Raw genomic sequence first — 18166 nt, forward strand, 5'->3', positions numbered from 1 at the left:
CTACTTCGCCATCAGTGCCGGCCGGAGGTCGGGAGCCGGCCTCCGTGCACCGTCGGTGTCAGCAGCGGTTGGCGCCGTCGAAGCTCATGAGACCGCGCGACACCTTGTCGCTGATGGTGACGCCGGGCCGCGCGGTCCGGCAGCGTCCGTCCGTGCCGTGCGCCCACACGATCTTCAGGTTCAGCGTGTAGCCGCAGTCGTTCCGGGCGTAGCCGGTCTTGGTGATGGTGCCCGTCCGGTGATCCAGAGCCCACCATCTCAACCGCGTCGCGGGCGCGGCTACCGCCACGAGCCACAACACCCCTCCCGCGGGTTGACGGCGTGGCGACCGCAACGTTTCGCGAGGCGCGCCGAGATTGCGGTGGACCCTCGCATACCGGACGCACTGCACGGGCGTGAGCGCTCAGTTCGGCTGCCCGCCGACGCCCGGGAGCCGGACCGGCCGGCACCCGGGCACGGTGAAGAACGTCTCCTCGGCCTCGCGACCGCGCTCGGTCAGCGCAGGCGCAGCGCCGCGCGCTCGCGGGGGACGAGCTCGCCGACCACCGGCGCACCCGGGACCTCGCCCGCCACGAGCAGCCCCCCGGATGTCTGCGCGTCGGCGAGCAGCAGCAGCTCGGCGGCGTCGCAGCTCCCCGGATCGAGGTGGGGCTCCACCCAGGCCAGATTGCGCCGGGTGCCGCCGCTCACATAGCCGTCCCGCACCGCCTCCCGCGCTCCCTCCAGGTACGGCACGGCAGCCACGTCCACGACCGCCGTGACGCCGCTCGCCCTGGCCAGCTTGTAGAGGTGGCCGAGCAGCCCGAAGCCGGTCACGTCCGTGGCGCACCGCGCCCCCGCCGCGAGCGCCGCCCGCGCCGCGTCCCGGTTCAACGTGGTCATCGCGGCCACGGCCTGCGGGAACACCTCGCCGGCCGCCTTGTGCCTGGTGTTCAGCACGCCGACGCCGAGCGGTTTGGTGAGGGAGATCGGCAGCCCGGCGCGGCCCGCGTCGATGCGCAGCAGCCGGTCCGGGTCGGCCAGGCCGGTGACGGCCATGCCGTACTTGGGCTCCGGGTCGTCCACGCTGTGGCCGCCCGCCACGTGGCAGCGCGCCGTCCGCGCCACGTCGAGGCCGCCGCGCAGCACCTCCGCGACGAGGTCCATCGGCAGGGTGTCACGTGGCCAGCCCAGCAGGTTGACCGCCACCAGCGGCTCCCCGCCCACGGCGTACACGTCCGAGAGCGCGTTGGTGGCGGCGATCCGCCCCCAGTCGTACGGGTCGTCCACGACGGGGGTGAAGAAGTCGGCCGTCGCGACGACCGCCCGGCCGCCCTCGATCCTGACCACGGCCGCGTCGTCCCCGTCGTCCAGCCCGACGAGCAACTCGCCCGCCGCGCCGTCGTCCGGCCCGCCCATGAGGCCGGCCAGGATGGACTCCAGCTCTCCCGGAGGAATCTTGCAGGCGCAGCCGCCCCCGTGGGCGTACTGCGTGAGTCGTACCCCGCCGACCGGCGGGTCGTGTCGTGATGTGGAGCCGGGCTCGGTCGTCGTTTCGGTCATGCCGCCTCACCTGGGTCGATCTGGACAGAAGTGGGGAGGTTCATGAACACCGTTCGTGATGGCCCTTACCCGCCCGCCGGTACGTTCTCCCGTGGAGGCGTCTGGGCGCCTGGTGGCCCCCGCGATCTTCAAAATCGCTGAGGTCGAGTATCTCGGCCTGGCGGGTTCGATTCCCGTCCGCCTCCGCCACCAGGAAAAACGTGTGGGAAGCCGTGAGAGAAGATCACGGCTTCCCACTGAAATGATCTCCCCGAGAGGCCGATGGGGAACAAATGGGGAACACCCGGTCGCGCCGGTCGGGCGTGCTGGCTGGGGCTGCGACGAGCTCTTCTGGGTAGGGGCTCGGCTATGAGCGAGCCGGTAGCAGCATCGAATGGCGGTACTCGCCTGGCCTATGTCCTCGGCGTACCTCTCGCACCCGATGTCGAACGCCAGTGGCCGCAGATGGGTGAAGTTGTACGCACCAGCAAGCTCGTCGGCGAAGTCGAGGGGAACTTCCCTGAACTCACCCTCGAAGTCGGCCGCCGCCTGTATCTCGACGAGGACATCGTCGTGGTCGAATGGACCTGCAATTACGGCGACGGCCGCCTGTACCGCAACGTCAGCATCGCGGAACTCCGAGATGGCACGGCCATTCGCGTCACCGACTACTGGGGTGAGCCAACGACGACACCTGAATGGCGCCAGTCGATGACCGACCGGCTGCACATGCCTGCGGACGGAATTTGGCCCGACGCCCAGCACCTCGGCCACCACTGAAGCCGCCGCCTCCGCCGGCAGCGACCTTGATGAGCAGCGCATTGCCGGGACGGACGTCAAACGTGCAGGACACTGTGGCGGCGCCGCCCGCCGGGCCGGGGCATACGCTCTCCCGTCCGGGGGTTACGGATCTTGCGCTCGCGTCGGCCCGGCGTGCACAAAGTCGTCGTCACCGGCCCGTCCCGTTCCGACGTGTTCCGGAGCGTTCCGGGTGTCTGAGCATCAAGAACGCCCCATCCGCGTCGCGCGGAGTGGGGCGTTTGGCATCTCAGACTGCGACGGTGGTCGAATGAGAGACGCCCGCCGGTAGCCGATCGCTGCGGCCAGCTCACGCACCCCCGACGTCTTGGGATGCCGATCGATCAGCTGGACGGCCATCGACCGGATAGCAGGACGGTCTCGCACTTCGGGCACCAATTCGCGACATGCGGAGAGCAAGGCCGGCGCGGTCTGCTCAGGCTTTCCCCACTGCCACCAGGCTCGCGCCCGGTCAATGCGCAGCCCCCCGCCGTTCCGGCGTGGGCAACTGAATGGGGTGCAGGTGACGGCCAGTCGATCTGCCCCCGCACGTGTGCGTGGTGCAGGTGCCCGCCACGCGGGCGATGGCGCCCGTGGTGGCGTCCCGATGCTTTGGTGAGCCGTCCCGGGAGATGGACGTAGTCGCTGTCAACGGCACCAACGGGAAATCGACGGTCTCCTCCATGGTGGAGGCGGCTCGCCGGGCCGGCGCACAGGCCCGGGTCGGGGTGATCGGCACCGACGGATGCCGGGTCGCGCACGAGCCGATCCGGGTCGACACAACAACGCCAACCATGCCGGAGGCGGTGGAACTGCACCTCATCCTCCGCTGGGGGATGCGCCGACAGGCGGTCGTGAACGCTGACGACCCGGTCAGCGTGGACCATCGCCGCGCCCTTCATTCTTCGCGCTGCCGCTCCCCTCCTCGGCCAACTGGGGTGGTTGCGCGTTCGTGCCGCTGTCCGGTTCCCACCCAATAGAAGGGCGGCATCTGGCCCTCGTTTCCCTCTGCATGTCAGACGGGCGGGGGCCATTTGCCTATGGCCGTATCTGCGGCGGGATTTCCGGATAGCGGCACTTACCGAATCGCCACTATAGGTATGAGGGTCTGTTATTTCACTGTCCGGAGTGGCGGGAGCGTGTAGAACTGGCGGATCGGATCAACGGCACATCGCAGAAATGGGTCATTTATGCATGCAAAGCCCTTACCGGTGCTCGTGATGGCGGTAGCTGGCCTGCTGCCTCTCGCGGCCGTTGCCCCGGTCGCTGCCGATTCAGGGCAACCCGCCGTTAGGAGCATCACCATCAAGGGCGGTGGGGGGATGTTCAGTAGCTCACTTACTGTCACGCTCGACCGGGGGGTTTTCCCTAGGAAGGCTGATGGGATACGTGATGCTCTCAAAGGCCGGAGTCGGGAGCGGCTGGCCGGGGCTGCCGGTAGTGGCACGTACGAAGATCGCTTATGGTGCAACAACAAGGCGCACCACAGCGACAGCAACGGCCAATGGGATATCGCGTACCAATGCCTATCCGGCCGGAAGCGCACGGTCCCATGGGGCTTCCTCATCGCCCCGGCGATTCAGGCGACTATCACGGAAAATGTGTCCGAGGGCGGGATGTTCTGATGGAGGAACAACGTCAGCATGACGAAGAACGCCCCTCACACTCAACCCGCGTCGTACACGTTCCACGGCAACTTCAATCCTGTAGGGAAAGGCGACAAGATCCACTGTCAGGATCGCACGACCTTCGCCATGCGGGTCGGTGGCAAGCCTGCACATGGATCGCTCACGAGTAACGCGACTCTGATGAACTAGCAGCGAAGCTAGACTGACCCAATGATCCCTGAGCTGGATGAGCAGGACATCCGCACAGTCGCGCAAGCCATTCTTGATCGAATCGACGGCGGGTTGGGCTGGCGGGTGCATAAGATCCGCACCCCGGAGCATACCTTCGCTGAGGTCGGCGTCGGCCCCGCTGGTGCTGGCGAGGACGATCTCTACTGGGGCGTGTATCCGCTAAATGTCCCGAGACCGGATGCAATTGCTAACCTGGCCTCGAATTTGCAAGATCATATGATTGAGGCGACGTGGGGGCAGGCGCTGCCCGCGTGCCCTGGGCACACTCATCCGCTCAACCCGGACGTGATCGACGGCGAGGCATTGTGGCTGTGCCCGGCGGAGCCCGGTAAGCACAGGGAACCGATTGCCTAGCTGCACTCCAGATCACGACACCCCAGATTTTGATAGAGACTGGGGTGTCTGACGTTTTGAGTCAGAGAGCGGGCGGAGCGGCTGGCGGCAATGCGAAGCACCCCGAAGGGGCCGCGTAGCGGTTGAGGCCGACGGCGGAGCGCCGTGCAGGGATATCAATGAGTATGTGTCACCGAGCAAGTATCGCGCGTGCACGTTCGAGCGCTTTTCTGTTCGTCTCCTGCGCAGCAGCGATCTCGCGAGCGTAGAAGTTCATTGACGTTTTCTCAGTGAATTTCAGCCAGGGTCTCGGCATAGTGGCTTGATGTCCGGTTCAGGGCTGGCTTCCGCGGAGTAGAGGCCGGTGAGGGGCGGGTAGGGGCAGGGCTCAAGGAGCAAATCGACGCTCACTTCAACGCCAGGTTCGACGACCGATTCGACGCGTTGCCGAAGGCCGACCTGAAAGAGCTTCTCGACGCCTACACCGAGGCCGCAGCCGACGATTTCATCGAGAAGAAGTTCGATCTTCGTTTCTTAACCTGGGCCGACCTGTGGGCCGACAAGAACCTCACACCGCGGCTCGATGACCACTTCGACCGGCGGCTCAACACCCGCCTCGACACTCTGGTGCAGGCCCGCGTCGCCAACCGGATCGACGACCGGATCGACCGGCGGATCAAACAGTGGCTCATCGCGACCCGCACGCCGGCCGAGGAGCGCCCCACAGCGGAGAATCCGCAACCGGTCACGGAGAAGCCCTCTCCGCCTCCCGGGCCTGAAGAGGGGGAGCCGGCGGAAACCTTGGTCACGGCGGCCGAGCTCGTCGAGCTCCTGGGCGACGTGAAGATCGGGACCGGCCGCGTTCGCGCGGCGGCCGGCGTCCCCGCCTACATGATCGGAGACGTCGGGTCTACCACCAGGAGGTCCGGTAGGCGGCGGACGTGCACTTATCGCCAGGCTTGGTGCTGATGTATGCACGGAAGGCGAGCCTGGAGCTTGAGGACGCCGGGTAGGCGCAGGTGAACGTCCCCACCCTGGCGAGAATGCCCCAGGAGTCGTCGGGCTTCCTGTCCCCGTTGGTGTCCACCTCGATCACGGTGTACTGCGTCCGGCTCTGGGGGCTTCGCCCTCTCGCCCATCCATACTGCTCGCCCTTGTACCACCCGGCCCGCAGGTCCACCGCCCCCTTGCTGGTTTGCTTCGACCGTGGGGTGATCTTGTTGGACATGGCCTTTTCGATGGTGGAGCTGCCGCCGAAGAATCATCCCCACGGGGTGCTGCTACCTGCGGCTGCGGGGAGACGGTCCGCTGCCGAGGCGGACGGCGCGGTGGCGAGTATCGTGACCACCGCGCCTGTCGCGGCGGCGCAGCGGGCCAGGAAGCCGAGTCTGTTCATGGGGCTGACCGTACGGACGAGCGATATGGATTCGGTTCACGCCAGCTATGCCTGGGCAGTCCACGGGTTGGTACTCTTCGGCACCGCCGGATCGAAGAGATCCCGCACTGGTCATACTGGCGACGCCGCCATCAAGCCATCGCCCGCCGATGCCACTACCAGCGCAGATCCCAGCCATGGTCTCACTGTGTCACTGGAGTGCTAGGAACCGCGGGCCCAGGTTATCTGTGTCGGAGGCCTGCGCTCACGGCTTGTCCCCGCACCGGTCATCGACCATGCCTCGGCGGTCGGCACGCCAATCGCAGCCATGGTGGTGACCTCCCAGTGGCTGGGCACGCTGAACTCTCGTGCCACTGCGTCTTGATCGAACGCGCGGAACTGGTGGACCGACAGTCCCATGGCGTGAGCCTGGAAAGTCAGGTGCGCCACGGCTTGGCCCAGGTCGTAGTGGGTGAACTCCGAATAGTCCATCTCGGTGTCCTCGACGAACCTCTGGCTCAGGTTCGCCACGAGCAGGCTTGCGCCCGGTGCCCAGGCGGATGAACTCCGGGACAAGTGCCGAACGAGTTTGGCGTGGACGCCGTCGCCGCGCTTGCCCACAATGAACGCCCACGGTTGGGAGTTGCCCGCTGAGGGTGCGCGGCCCGCTGCCTCCAGGAGCACATCGACCTCGTCGTTCGAAGCGACGTGCTCCGGGTCGAATTGGAGCGGGCTGAAACGACGCGCGGCGAATGACGTTAGGGCAGGAGAAGTCGTCACGAAGCGCCCCAACCTCGTGGCAATCAAGCGTATTCCGCGCGGGCCGAGGGTGCCGTCTGTCAGCGGGTCCGGGCCGCAGCCCGGCACACACGACCTGGCCGCCCGGCGGACCGGCCGAGCCAACCAGCAGCGGCCGGCCGAGCCAGGGCCGGCGGCCCAAAAGGGAGGTGTCGCTGTGGTCCTCACTGTGCCCAGGTTCAGACCCGATCGGCTGGACGGAGTGCGCGCCAGAGTGACCCCACGGGCACTGCTGCCGTACCCCTCGGGGCATCCCGGCAGCGCGAACTGATCATGTCACGGTCCATTTTCGGTCCGGGGTGAAAATCCTTGACGGTCGATCGGCAAGATCTTGACAACATGCTTTTGCAAGTACTTACTTGAGATCGCTGATCGTTTCCTCCCCTTCTCTCCCAGGGGACACGGGGCTTTCCTGCTGCCCCGGCCCCTGTCTGTCCCAACCCCCTGTCCTGATGAGGCGGGTACTCGGTGTTCCGAAAAATAGTTTCCGTGATGCTGGCCGCCGCCCTCTCGGTCGGCGTGTCGATCTTTGTGAACGTCAACCCGGCGGCGGCGGTCGCGCACGCCGGCGCCGAGCCCGACACGGTGGCGCCGACGGACGAGACGGCGAAGAAGCTGGCTCGCGAGACAGGCAGGCAGATCGAGGTGCTCGCCAGGAGAGGGGAGGAGCGGGAAGTCTTCGCCAACCCCGATGGCACCCTCACCGGCGTCGAGCACCTGCGCCCGGTCCGGGTCCGGCAGGACAGCTCCTGGGTGGCTCCCGACGCCACGCTGGTCAAACACCCCGATGGATCCATCGGGCCCAAGGCGTCCACGATCGATCTGTCGCTGTCCGGCGGTGGCGACGGCCCGCTGGTGCGGATGACCCGCGCCGGCCGCGAGCTGGCGCTCACCTGGCCGGGCGGGCTGCCCGAGCCGGAACTGCAGGGCGACTCGGCCGTCTACCGGTCGGTCCTCGACGACGTCGACCTGATCGTCAGAGCCGACACCGACGGGTTCTCCCACACGCTCGTCGTCAAGACGCGGGAGGCGGCCGCGCGCCTGGGCGCGCTCAACTTCGGCCTCGGCGGCTCCAGCCTGACCGTACGGACGCAGCAGGAGGGCGGCGTCCTTGAGGCCGTCGACCAGGCGAGCGGCGGTGCGGTCTTCGAGGCCCCCCAAGCGATCATGTGGGACTCCGGCGCCCCCGGCGACCAGAGCGCGGCGCGAACGCTGGACGCCCGGCGAACGCCGCAGGGCGGGCTGGAGGACGGACCCGCCGGCACCTCGAAGGTGGCCGACCTGCGGACCGCCGTCGAGGGGGAGACGCTCACCCTGCAGCCGGACGCGGCACTGCTGAACGACCCCGACACCCGCTTCCCCGTCTACATCGACCCGGTGTGGAAGACGGTCAAGGCGACGGCCTGGGCGTACGTGTCGAAGGCCTACCCGACCACGTCGTACTACAAGTTCGGCGGCAAGGCCGACTCCGGCATGGGCCTGTGCTCCGGTGACCCCAAGTGCGCGGCCTCGGACGTCAAGCGCATCTTCTACCGGATGCCGACCAGCGCGTACGCCGGCAAGACCATCATCTCCGCCGACTTCGTCGCCAAGGAGACCTGGTCGTACTCGTGCACCGCCAGCGCCGTCCAGCTCTGGCTGACCAAGGCGTTCACCGACAAATCGACATGGAACTCCACGAAGGACAACTGGCAGAAGCAGCTGGACTCCAGGACCGTGGCCAAGGGCTGGTCGTCCAGTTGCCCCGGCGGTGACGTCGAGTTCAACGCCACTGCCGCGGTGAAGGACGCCGCCGCGAGCAAGTGGTCGACCACCACCTTCGGGCTGCAGGCGGGATCCGAGACCGCCGCCTCCGGCTGGAAGCGGTTCGCCGACGACGCCTACCTGCGGGTCAACTACAACACCCCGCCGCCGCAGCCGAAGCAGAGCGACCTGTCGATGAACCCCGGCGGCAAGTGCGTCTACTCTCCGGCGCCCGCCATCCGGGTGCCGCCGACGCTGTACGCGGTGCTGACCGACCCCGACTCCGCCGACGCGAACAAGGTCTACGCCGAGTTCGCGGCCGACTGGGACGGCAAGACCCAGTGGACGTCCGGCAAGATCGGCCCGAAGACGTCGGGTTCCACCTTCCAGGTGAAGATGCCGGCGACGATTCCGGAGAACAAGACGATCGACTGGTACGTCCGCACCTGGGACGGCTACCAGTACAGCCCGTGGAGCTGGAGCGGCTCCGCGACCGCCTGCTACTTCACCTACGACAAGACGGTGCCCCCCGCCCCCGTGGTGACCTCGACGGACTACCCGGAGTCCGATCCGGAGAACCCGGACGACCCGTGGTACGACGGCGTGGGCCGCTACGGCCGGTTCACCGCGGACTCTCCCGCGCCCGACGCCGTCAAGTACTGGTTCGGGATCAACGGCAACCCCACCCAGGCGAACGAGCGTAAGCCGTCCACCGCGGGCGGGCCGGTGACGATCGACATCGCGCCCGAGCACGCGGGTCTCAACTACATCACCGTGCAGGCGTTCGACCCGGCGGGCAACGCCAGCGAGCCGGCCCGCTACGCGTTCAGGGTCAAGTCGGGATCCGAGGCCAAAGCCATCTGGCCGCTGGACGAGCCCATGGGCTCTCCGAAGGTCACCGACGTCTCCGGCGCCTACCCCGCCACCGTCAACGGCGGCATCACGCTCGGCGTCGACGGAGTCGTCAAGACGGCGATGCAGGCCAACGGCAGCAGCGGCTACGCGATCACGGCCGGACCCGTGGTCACCACGACGAGCAGCTTCAGCGTGTCGGCGTGGGCGCGGCTGCCCGAGGTCAAACCCAACCACGCCGCGATCGTCGCCACCCAGATCGGCACCAACAAGAGCGGGTTCGAGCTGTACTACTCCTCCAGCTACGACCGCTGGATCTTCAACAGGTACAACACGGACACCGCCGACAACGCGATCACCCGCGCTATCGCGACGACCGCGCCCCAGGGCGGGGAGTGGTCCCACCTGGTGGGCGTCTACGACTCCGTCGCCAAGACGATCAGGCTCTATGTCAACGGGACGCTGCAGGCGACCACGGCGTTCACCACCCCGTGGAACGCCACCGGCCCGGTGCAGCTCGGCGCCGGCTGGTACGGGACGCTGGACGCCTTCTTCTCCGGCGAGATGGACGACGTGCGGATCTTCGACAGGATCGTCACTCCGGAGGAGGTCGGCAACCTGTTCACCCAGCATCCGGTCGTCGCGGCCCGCTGGAAGCTGAACGATTCCGCGTCCGCCGTACGCCAGAGCAAGGCGTATTGGAAACTTGACGAGCCGGCGGGCGCCACCCGCGCGGAGGAGGCCAACGGGACATACCCGGCGGGCAAGGTCGGCGGCCTCACCTTCGGCGCCGCGGGCAAGGTCGGCACCGCCGCCCACCTGGACGGCACGACCGGATACGCCAAGACCACCGGCTCGGTGATCGACACCACCAAGAGCTTCTCGGTGTCGGCCTGGGCGAAGCTGCCCGCGACCAAACCCACACACGCGTCGATCATCGCCACCCAGATCGGCACCAACAAGAGCGGGTTCGAGCTGTACTACTCCTCCAGCTACGACCGGTGGATCTTCAACAGGTACAACACGGACACCGCCGACAACGCGATCACCCGCGCCCAGTCCACCGCGGTGCCGCAGGGCGGGGTCTGGACCCATCTGGTGGGGATCTACGACGCCGCCGCCAAGACGATCAGGCTCTACGTCAACGGAAAGCTGAACTCGACCACCGCCTTCACCACCCCGTGGAAGGCCAACGGCCCGGTGCAGCTCGGCGTCGGCTGGTACGGGAAGCTGGACTCCTTCTTCCCCGGCGACATCGACGACGTACGGATCTTCGACCAGATCATCACCGACTCGGAGATCGCCACGATGGCCAGCGGCGCCCCGCTCACCATCGCGGCCGACGACGGCCCCGCCGGACGGCACGTCACCCTGAACGGCAACGCCAAGATCGACCAGGGCGCGGGCTGGGTCGGCAACCCGCCCGGCGGCCTGGTGCTCGACGGCGACGGCGACTACGCGGCCACCGCGGTCCCCGTGGTGCGCACCGACAACAGCTTCACCGTCGCGGGCTGGGTGACCACGGCCGGCCGCCCGAACAAGGCCGTGACGGTCTTCAGCCAGGAGGGGGCGGTCAACAGCGGCTTCACCCTCCGCTACCGGCCCGACCCCGCCGACCCGGACAACTGGGGCGGCTACCAGATCGAGATGCCGGACAAGGATGCCACCGGCGCCGACCGGCCGACGGCCGAACACTCCTCCTTCCAGGCCGGATTCGAGTGGGACCACGTCGCGATCGTCTATGACGCCTTCCAGGACCAGATGCGGCTCTACGTCAACGGCGAGCTTGAGCAGACCGAGGACCAGGTGTCGTGGCGGTCCAACGTCGTCGGCGTCAACGCGACCAAGGGCCTGCAGCTCGGCCGGACGAAGGCGGACGGCGTCTGGGGCGAGTACTGGCCAGGAGTGATCGACGACGTCTGGGCCTTCCAGGGCGTCGCGAGCGACGAGCAGATCCAGATGCTGGCCGGCGGAGCCGAGCTGGACACGGAGACCGGCCCCTGAGCGGGCTTCCCTTCCTCATCACATCCCCACGACTCCGAATTCCGAACTAGCCCCCGGCCGCCCAGACGAGGCGGCCGGGCGGGAGGTTGTGCATGAAGGGGTTCGCCAACCGCCGTCTCAGACGGCGAGTCGCCGCGGCCACGGTGCTGATCACCGTCGCGGGCTGCCTGGTGGCACCGCCGGCATCGGCCCAGACCGGGCCGCCCAAGGAACGGCCCAAGGTCGACAGTCTGGAACGTGTGGTCAAGGGAGAGCCGGTCAAGGGACGGCCGCGCACCCCCGACCCGGCGGGCCGGTCGGCCAAGACCAGCGCCGCCTGGCCCGCCGCCGGCCGGGCCGAGGCCAAGGTCGGCACCCAGCCGACCAGGGCGGGTGACCTGCCGGTCAAGGTGGCGGCCCCTGCCCGGGCCACTTCGCGCGCGGCGTCGACGGCCACCACCGCCACGGTCCAGGTCGCCGACCAGGCGCTCGCGAAGCGTGCGGGCGTGGACGGCGTGGTCTTCGCCGTCACCGCGGACGGCGACGTCGGCGTCCAGCTCGACTACGGATCGTTCGCCGCCGCCTACGGCGGCTCGTACGGAAGCCGCCTGCGCCTGGTCAGGTTGCCCGCCTGCGCGCTGACCACCCCGGATGACCCGGCCTGCCGTACGACGACGCCCATCGAGGCGCACAACAACACCGAGCAGGAGACGCTCTCGGCCGACATCCTGGCGGATGCCACGGCGAAGGTCGCGGCGGCGGAGCCGACCGTGCTCGCCGCCGAATCGGGCGACTCCAGCGACAAGGGCGACTACAAGGCGTCGAAGCTGTCCCCCTCGGCCACCTGGAGCGTCGCCGAGCAGTCGGGCGACTTCTCCTGGGTCTACCCGCTGCGCACGCCCCCCGTCCCCGGCGAGCTGGCCCCCAAGCTGGAGATCGGCTACTCCTCCGGTTCCATCGACGGCCGCACGTCCAACACCAACAACCAGCCGTCCTGGGTGGGCGAGGGCTTCGACTACTGGCCCGGGTACATCAAGCGCGCCTACAAGCCCTGCTCCGACGACGGCGCCCCCAAGGATCAGTGGGGCACCCCGCCGGGCGACCAGTGCTGGGCCTACGACAACGCCGTGCTCAGCTGGAACGGCAGGGGTGGCGAGCTGGTCCAGGCGTCCGACGGCACCTGGCGGATGAAGAACGACGACGGCACCAAGATCGAGCGGCTCAAGGACACCGGCAAGGCCAACGGCGACGACGACGGGGAGTACTGGAAGCTGACCACGCCGGACGGTGTGCAGTACTTCTTCGGACTGAACCGGCTGCCCGGGTGGAGCTCGGGCAAGCCGGAGACCGCCTCCGCCTGGACGCACCCGGTCTTCGGCAATGACGCTGGCGAACCCTGTCACGGCTCCACCTTCGCCACCTCCTGGTGCCAGCAGGCGTACCAGTGGAACCTCGACTACGTCGTCGACCCGCACGGAAACGCGATCTCCTACTTCTACACGCAGGAGCGAAACCGCTACGGCCGCAACCTCAAGGCCGCGGACGGCACCCCGTACGTGCGCGGGGGCTGGCTGGACCGGATCGAGTACGGCCAGCGGTCGGACACGCTGTTCACGGCCAAGGCGTCGGCCCGGGTGTCCTTCACCGTGTCGGAGCGCTGCCTGACCACCAGCTCGTTCGACTGCGACCCCAGCAAGATCGCCGCCAACCCGACGAAGTGGCCGGACGTCCCCTACGACCTGAACTGCGAGGACGGCGCCGAGTGCAAGGGCACGCACGGCACCCTGGCGCCCACGTTCTGGTCGCGCAAGCGGCTGACCAGGGTCACCACGCAGGTCGTGAAGACCGACGGCAGCTACCGGGACGTCGACTCCTGGGACCTCGACCACCTGTGGGGCGACGCCGACATCGACCAGGCCCTGCTGCTCAAGTCCATCACGCATACGGGCAAGGCCACGTCACCCGCCGTCGCGCTGCCGCCGGTGACCTTCAACCATGTCCAGCTCCCCAACCGGGTCGACAAGCAGGGCGACGACATCGCGCCGTTCATCAAGTACCGGCTCGGGGCGGTCTATGACGAGTCGGGCGGGCAGATCGACATCAACTACTCCGACGCCGACTGCACCCTGAACTCGCTGCCGACGCCGGAGACCAACACCAAGCGCTGCTTCCCGGTCAAATGGACGCCGGCCGGATACGAGAACCCGACACTCGACTGGTTCCACAAGTACGTCGTCGCCCAGGTGATACAGAGCGACCGGACCGGCAAGGCGCCGGACGCGTTGACCACCTACGAGTACCTCGACGGCGCCGCCTGGCACTACGACGACGATGACGGGATGACCAAGGAGAAGTACAAGACCTGGTCGCAGTGGCGCGGTTACGGGCGGGTCCGGGTGCGGACCGGCGGCATCGGTGACCTGCGCTCCCAGACCGAGAAGCTGTTCCTGCGCGGCATGGACGGTGACCGCCTGAACCCGAGCGGCGGCGTCAAGAAGGTCACGATCTCGGACGGCGAGGGCGGCAGCGTCGTCGACCAGGACCCGTTACAGGGCTTCCAGCTGAAGGAGACCCTGTACGAGGACACGGGCGGCACGGCGGCGGTCAAGACCGTCAACACGCCCTGGTTCCACCAGACCGCCAGCCGGACCAGGAGCTGGGGAACCGTCACCGCCAACCTCGTCGACGTCGCCAAGACCCACACATGGACCGCGATGGACGGCGGCAAATGGCGCGAGACCGAGACGGTGACGAGCCACGAGAACGTGGCGGGCCTGCCCACCCAGGTCGAGGACAAGGGCGACCTGTCCACGACCGCGGACGACACCTGCACCCGGACCACCTACGTCCAGAACACCACCGCATGGATGCTGAAATATCCGTCCAGGGTGGAGACGGTGGCGGTCGCCTGCTCGGCCACGCCTGACCGGTCCAAGCAGGTCATCGACGACGAGCGGACCTTCTACGACAACGGCGCGTTCGGAGCGGCCCCGACCAAGGGGGACGTCACCAGGACCGAACGGATCGCGTCCCACAACGGCACCACCGCCACCTACGTACCCAAGGAGATCTCGACCTACGACGGCTTCGGCCGCGAGGTGACCACCAAGGACGCCCTCGGCAACGTGACCACCACCGCGTTCACCGACACGGCGGGGCTGACCACCCAGGTGCGCACGACGAGCCCGCCGACCGTGCCGGGCGACGCGACCACCTCGCACGTGACCGTGGTGGACAAGGATCCGGCGTTCGGGTTCGAGACCGTCAAACTGGACGCCAACCTCAAGCGCACCGACATGGAGTACGACGCGCTCGGCAGGCTGCTCAAGGTGTGGATGCCGGACAGATCCAAGTCCGGCAAGCAGACCCCCAACCTGGAGTTCAGCTACCGGGTCGTCGACGGGGAGATCATCGCCATCGGCACCAGGAAGCTGACCGCGGACGGCGGCCAGACCGCCCCCACGTACGAGCTCTACGACGGGCGGTTACGCCTGCGCCAGACGCAGGAACCGGGCCCGAAGGGCGGGCGGCTGATCACCGACAAGTTCTACGACTCCCGCGGCAACGTCGGCCGCGAGTACGGACAGTACTACTCGACGGGAGCGCCCTCGACGACCCTGTTCGGCGCGTACGACGGCAACGTCGAGTCGCAGAAGGTCTACGAGTTCGACGGCCGAAACCGGGCCACGCTGGAGCGGTTCCTGATCGGGAACGGCGACACCCAGGAGAAGTGGCGCACCGTCACCACCTACTCGGGCGGCCGGGTCACCGTGGACCCGCCGAAGGGCGACACCCCGGTGACCACGCTGACCGACGCACGGGACCGGATCGTCGAGATCCGCCAGTATCGGGGCGACTCACCGACCGGTGCCTACGACGCGACCACCTACACCTACACGCCCGCGGGCCGGCTGGCGACCGTCAAGGACGCGGCGGGCAACACCTGGACCCACGCCTACGACCAGCGGGGCCGCGAGATCCAGGTGGACGACCCCGACAAGGGCACCACGAAGACCACCTATGACGACCTGGACCGCGTGACGTCCACCACGGACTCCCGCGGCAAGAAGATCTTCACGAGCTACGACGCGCTCGGCCGCAAGACCGCGACCCGCGAGGGCTCCGAGACCGGGCCGATCCAGGCCTCCTGGACCTACGACACCGTACGCAAGGGGCAGGTTTCCACCTCGACACGGTTCGTCGGCGGCCAGGCATACACGACCACGGTCAACGCCTACGACAACCTGTACCGGGCGATCCGGACCACGGTGACCGTCCCGGCCGTCGAGGGGGACCTGGCGGGCAGCTACGAGTTCAACTCGCAGTACAAACTGGACGGCACTGTCCAGTCGGCCTCGTACCCCGCCGCGGGCGGGCTGCCCGCCGAGACCGTCGTCTACTCCTACGACGAGCTGCGCAGGCCCACCACAACCTCGGGCCTCACGCCGTACGTGACGGCCTCGATCCACAGCCTCACCGGCAAGCCCGAGCAGTACGAGCTGTCGAGTGGCGGCAAGAAGACGTGGCTGACGTACGCCTACGAGTACGGCACGCAGCGCCTGCACTCCTCACGGGTCGACCGCGAGGACATCGCCGGAGTCGACCGCGACGCCACGTACGCCTATGACGCGGCCGGCAACATCACGATGATCTCCGACGTGTCCCGGGGAGGCACGGACACCCAGTGTTTCCAGTACGACTACCTGCGCAGGATGACCGAGGCGTGGACGCAGGGCACCGCCGCGTGCGGGGCCACCCCCGGCTCGATCGGCGGCGTCGCACCGTACTGGCAGTCCTTCGCCTACGACGTGACGGGCAACCGCACCAAGGAGGTCGAGCACGGTGTCGGCGGCGCCGCCGACACCGTCCGGGACTACAGCTACCCGGCGGCGGGGCAGCCCAGGCCGCACGCCCTGGCCACGGTCACCCAGACCGGCGCCGCCGGTAACCGCGTCGAGGAGTACGGCTACGACGACGTGGGCAACACCGACAGAAGGAAGATCGGCGCGGTCGACCAGGTGCTCGAATGGGACACCGAGGGCCACCTCAGCAAGGTCACCGACGGCGGAAAGGTCACCTCCTTCCTCTACGACGCCGACGGGACCCGGCTGATCCGCCGCGACCCGACCGGTACCACGCTCTACCTGCCGGGCATGGAGCTGCGACTGGACAAGACCACCGCGAAGGTCGAGGCCACCCGCTACTACACCCACGACACCGTCGCGGTGGCGGTGCGCACCACCAAGGGCGTCAGCTTCCTGGCCGACGACCAGAACGGCACGGCCGAACTGGCGATCAACGCGACCACCCAGCAGGTCACCCAGCGGCGCTTCAAGCCGTTCGGGCAGTTGCGCGGCGCGCCACCGGGGGCCTGGCCCGGAGAGAAGGGTTTCGTCGGCGGCAGCGTCGACGAATCGACCGGGCTCACCCACCTGGGGGCGCGCGAGTACGACCCGGCGACCGGCAGGTTCATCAGTGTCGACCCGGTGATCGACAACCATGATCCGCAGCAGATGAACGGGTATGCCTACGCCAACAACAACCCGATCACCTTCAGCGACCCCGACGGCAGGTTCTGGGGCAACCCGTTGGCGCTCCTGCTGGCGCTGCTGGCGCTCCTGCTGGCCCTCCTCAGCAAACCCAGTGGCGGCGGCGGCCGCGGCGGTGGCGGTGGCGGCCACGGCGGTGGCGGCGGCGGTGGTGGCGGCCACAGCGGTGGTGGCTGGAGTGCGCCGCATCGTCAGAGCCCGAGCTTCGGCTCCACAGTGAAGAGCAACGCGCTCAGCAGCGTCGACCCACGCAAGTTCACCGCGCTCGGCTGGCTCGCGTACGGGCTCGGCGGCCCCGCCGACGCCCTGGGCACGTGGGGGGAGAACGTCAAGGAAAGCGGCCGCGTCATGGCCGGCCTCTACAAGCTCAAATCCGTCAGTTATCCGGAGGGCAACTGGCTGACCAAGTGGCTCTGGAAGGGCTTGAGCTCCTGGTACGACGCCAAGGCGAACAGGGTGGAAGCCCGCGGGATCAAGTGGGGTAGCCGGCTGGGCAAGGCCGGCAAGTGGCTCGGCAGGTTCGGCGTGGCGGCGACCTTCGTCGACGGCGCCGCCACCCAGTGGAACAACGACTCGGGCAAGGACATCAACACCGGCGAGAAGGCCGTCCGGGCGGGGATCCGTGGAGCGGCCGTAGCCGGCGGCTCCTACGCCGGGGCTAGTATCGGGGCAGCCGCCTGCAGCCCCGGTGTCGTGCTCGCCGCAGTCTGCGGAGCCGCGGGTGCCTACATAGGCGGACTGGTCGGCGGCCTGGCGGGCGACACGCTGGTCGCAGGCTACGACAAGCTGCGCGGCCCGGCGATCAGCGTCGGCAAGTCGATCGGCTCCGGAATCAAGAAGGGATGGCACCATCTCTTTGGATGAGAGCAGCGTGGCGGTGGGTTACCCGCACGCGCCGGTGTGGGCGGTACTCGTCACCGCCCTGCTGGCAATCATCGGGTTCGTCAACCATGTCCGGTTCGTCCGCAGCGGCCCGGAGAGCTCCTGGGCGTCCCGCTACTTCGACGAGGACAACGCGAAGGAGTGGCGCAACCTGCCCTTCGCCCAGCTACCCGGTGCGATCATGATGTCCATGTGGGCGATCATGTTCGCCTACACCTGGGTCTCGGGGGACGAGACGATCGACGCCCTCATGGCCCTGTTCATCTTCGCCTCGCTGGTGTTCGGCGGGATCGCGGTGAAGCGGCTGTATCGCCCGCCGCGCCGCGCGAAACCGAGCTGGCTGGTCGAAGCGGAGACCCGGCGCGACAGCTGAGGCATCCGAAAACGCCCGCTCACCCTCCTGCGAGAGTGAGCGGGCGTCCGCACTTCCGGCGGGATTCTACGTAAGCGGCACCGGCACTTCAGACCTGCGG

Annotated in this window: 10 protein-coding genes and 1 tRNA gene; 7 read left to right on the forward strand and 4 right to left on the reverse strand. The window is 68.1% G+C overall.

Annotation, left to right across the window (positions count from 1 at the left end; all coding sequences use genetic code 11):
- Window positions 1-58 precede the first annotated feature (58 nt).
- Together ACQP1V_RS17055 and selD are read right to left on the reverse strand one after the other, a co-directional pair.
- The gene (locus tag ACQP1V_RS17055; RefSeq protein WP_433423982.1) at window positions 59-289 is read right to left on the reverse strand and encodes a hypothetical protein; all 231 of its coding nucleotides are present in this window, start codon (window positions 287-289) and stop codon (window positions 59-61) included.
- 206 nt (window positions 290-495) lie between these two features.
- Window positions 496-1542 (reverse strand): selenide, water dikinase SelD, encoded by a 1047-nt coding sequence (selD, locus tag ACQP1V_RS17060; RefSeq protein WP_433423985.1) that lies wholly within the window; start codon window positions 1540-1542, stop codon window positions 496-498.
- Window positions 1543-1635: 93 nt separating this feature from the next.
- On the opposite strand from selD, the gene ACQP1V_RS17065 reads away from it, so the two are divergent.
- The 4 genes from ACQP1V_RS17065 to ACQP1V_RS17080 all read left to right on the forward strand — a co-directional run bounded on the left by ACQP1V_RS17065 (window position 1636) and on the right by ACQP1V_RS17080 (window position 5480).
- Window positions 1636-1731 (forward strand) — tRNA-Sec (locus ACQP1V_RS17065).
- Between the two features lie 159 nt (window positions 1732-1890).
- Window positions 1891-2301 (forward strand): nuclear transport factor 2 family protein, encoded by a 411-nt coding sequence (locus ACQP1V_RS17070; RefSeq protein ID WP_433423988.1) that lies wholly within the window; start codon window positions 1891-1893, stop codon window positions 2299-2301.
- Window positions 2302-4157: 1856 nt separating this feature from the next.
- Window positions 4158-4532, forward strand: coding sequence for a hypothetical protein (locus tag ACQP1V_RS17075; RefSeq protein WP_387416915.1), 375 nt, complete (start codon window positions 4158-4160; stop codon window positions 4530-4532).
- A 423-nt stretch (window positions 4533-4955) separates the two neighbouring features.
- Complete coding sequence (locus ACQP1V_RS17080; RefSeq protein WP_433423991.1) at window positions 4956-5480, forward strand: hypothetical protein; 525 nt, start codon at window positions 4956-4958, stop codon at window positions 5478-5480.
- A gap of 292 nt (window positions 5481-5772) precedes the next feature.
- Here ACQP1V_RS17080 and ACQP1V_RS17085 read toward each other — a convergent pair whose 3' ends face one another.
- Both ACQP1V_RS17085 and ACQP1V_RS17090 read right to left on the reverse strand, forming a co-directional pair.
- Window positions 5773-5907 (reverse strand): hypothetical protein, encoded by a 135-nt coding sequence (locus ACQP1V_RS17085; RefSeq protein ID WP_433423994.1) that lies wholly within the window; start codon window positions 5905-5907, stop codon window positions 5773-5775.
- Window positions 5908-6108: 201 nt separating this feature from the next.
- The gene (locus tag ACQP1V_RS17090; protein ID WP_433423996.1) at window positions 6109-6666 is read right to left on the reverse strand and encodes a nitroreductase family protein; all 558 of its coding nucleotides are present in this window, start codon (window positions 6664-6666) and stop codon (window positions 6109-6111) included.
- 510 nt (window positions 6667-7176) lie between these two features.
- Here ACQP1V_RS17090 and ACQP1V_RS17095 point away from each other — a divergent pair.
- From ACQP1V_RS17095 to ACQP1V_RS17105, 3 genes are all read left to right on the forward strand, one after another.
- A complete protein-coding gene (locus ACQP1V_RS17095; protein WP_433423999.1) occupies window positions 7177-11283 on the forward strand; it encodes a LamG domain-containing protein in 4107 nt (1368 codons plus the stop codon).
- A gap of 92 nt (window positions 11284-11375) precedes the next feature.
- Window positions 11376-17675 carry an RHS repeat domain-containing protein gene (locus ACQP1V_RS17100; RefSeq protein WP_433424002.1) on the forward strand — a complete coding sequence of 2100 codons (6300 nt, stop codon included), beginning with the start codon at window positions 11376-11378 and terminating at the stop codon, window positions 17673-17675.
- Window positions 17676-17682: 7 nt separating this feature from the next.
- The gene (locus ACQP1V_RS17105; RefSeq protein ID WP_157570708.1) at window positions 17683-18066 is read left to right on the forward strand and encodes a hypothetical protein; all 384 of its coding nucleotides are present in this window, start codon (window positions 17683-17685) and stop codon (window positions 18064-18066) included.
- Window positions 18067-18166 lie beyond the last annotated feature (100 nt).

Source organism: Microtetraspora malaysiensis (genome assembly GCF_050947145.1).
Taxonomy (GTDB): domain Bacteria; phylum Actinomycetota; class Actinomycetes; order Streptosporangiales; family Streptosporangiaceae; genus Microtetraspora_A; species Microtetraspora_A malaysiensis.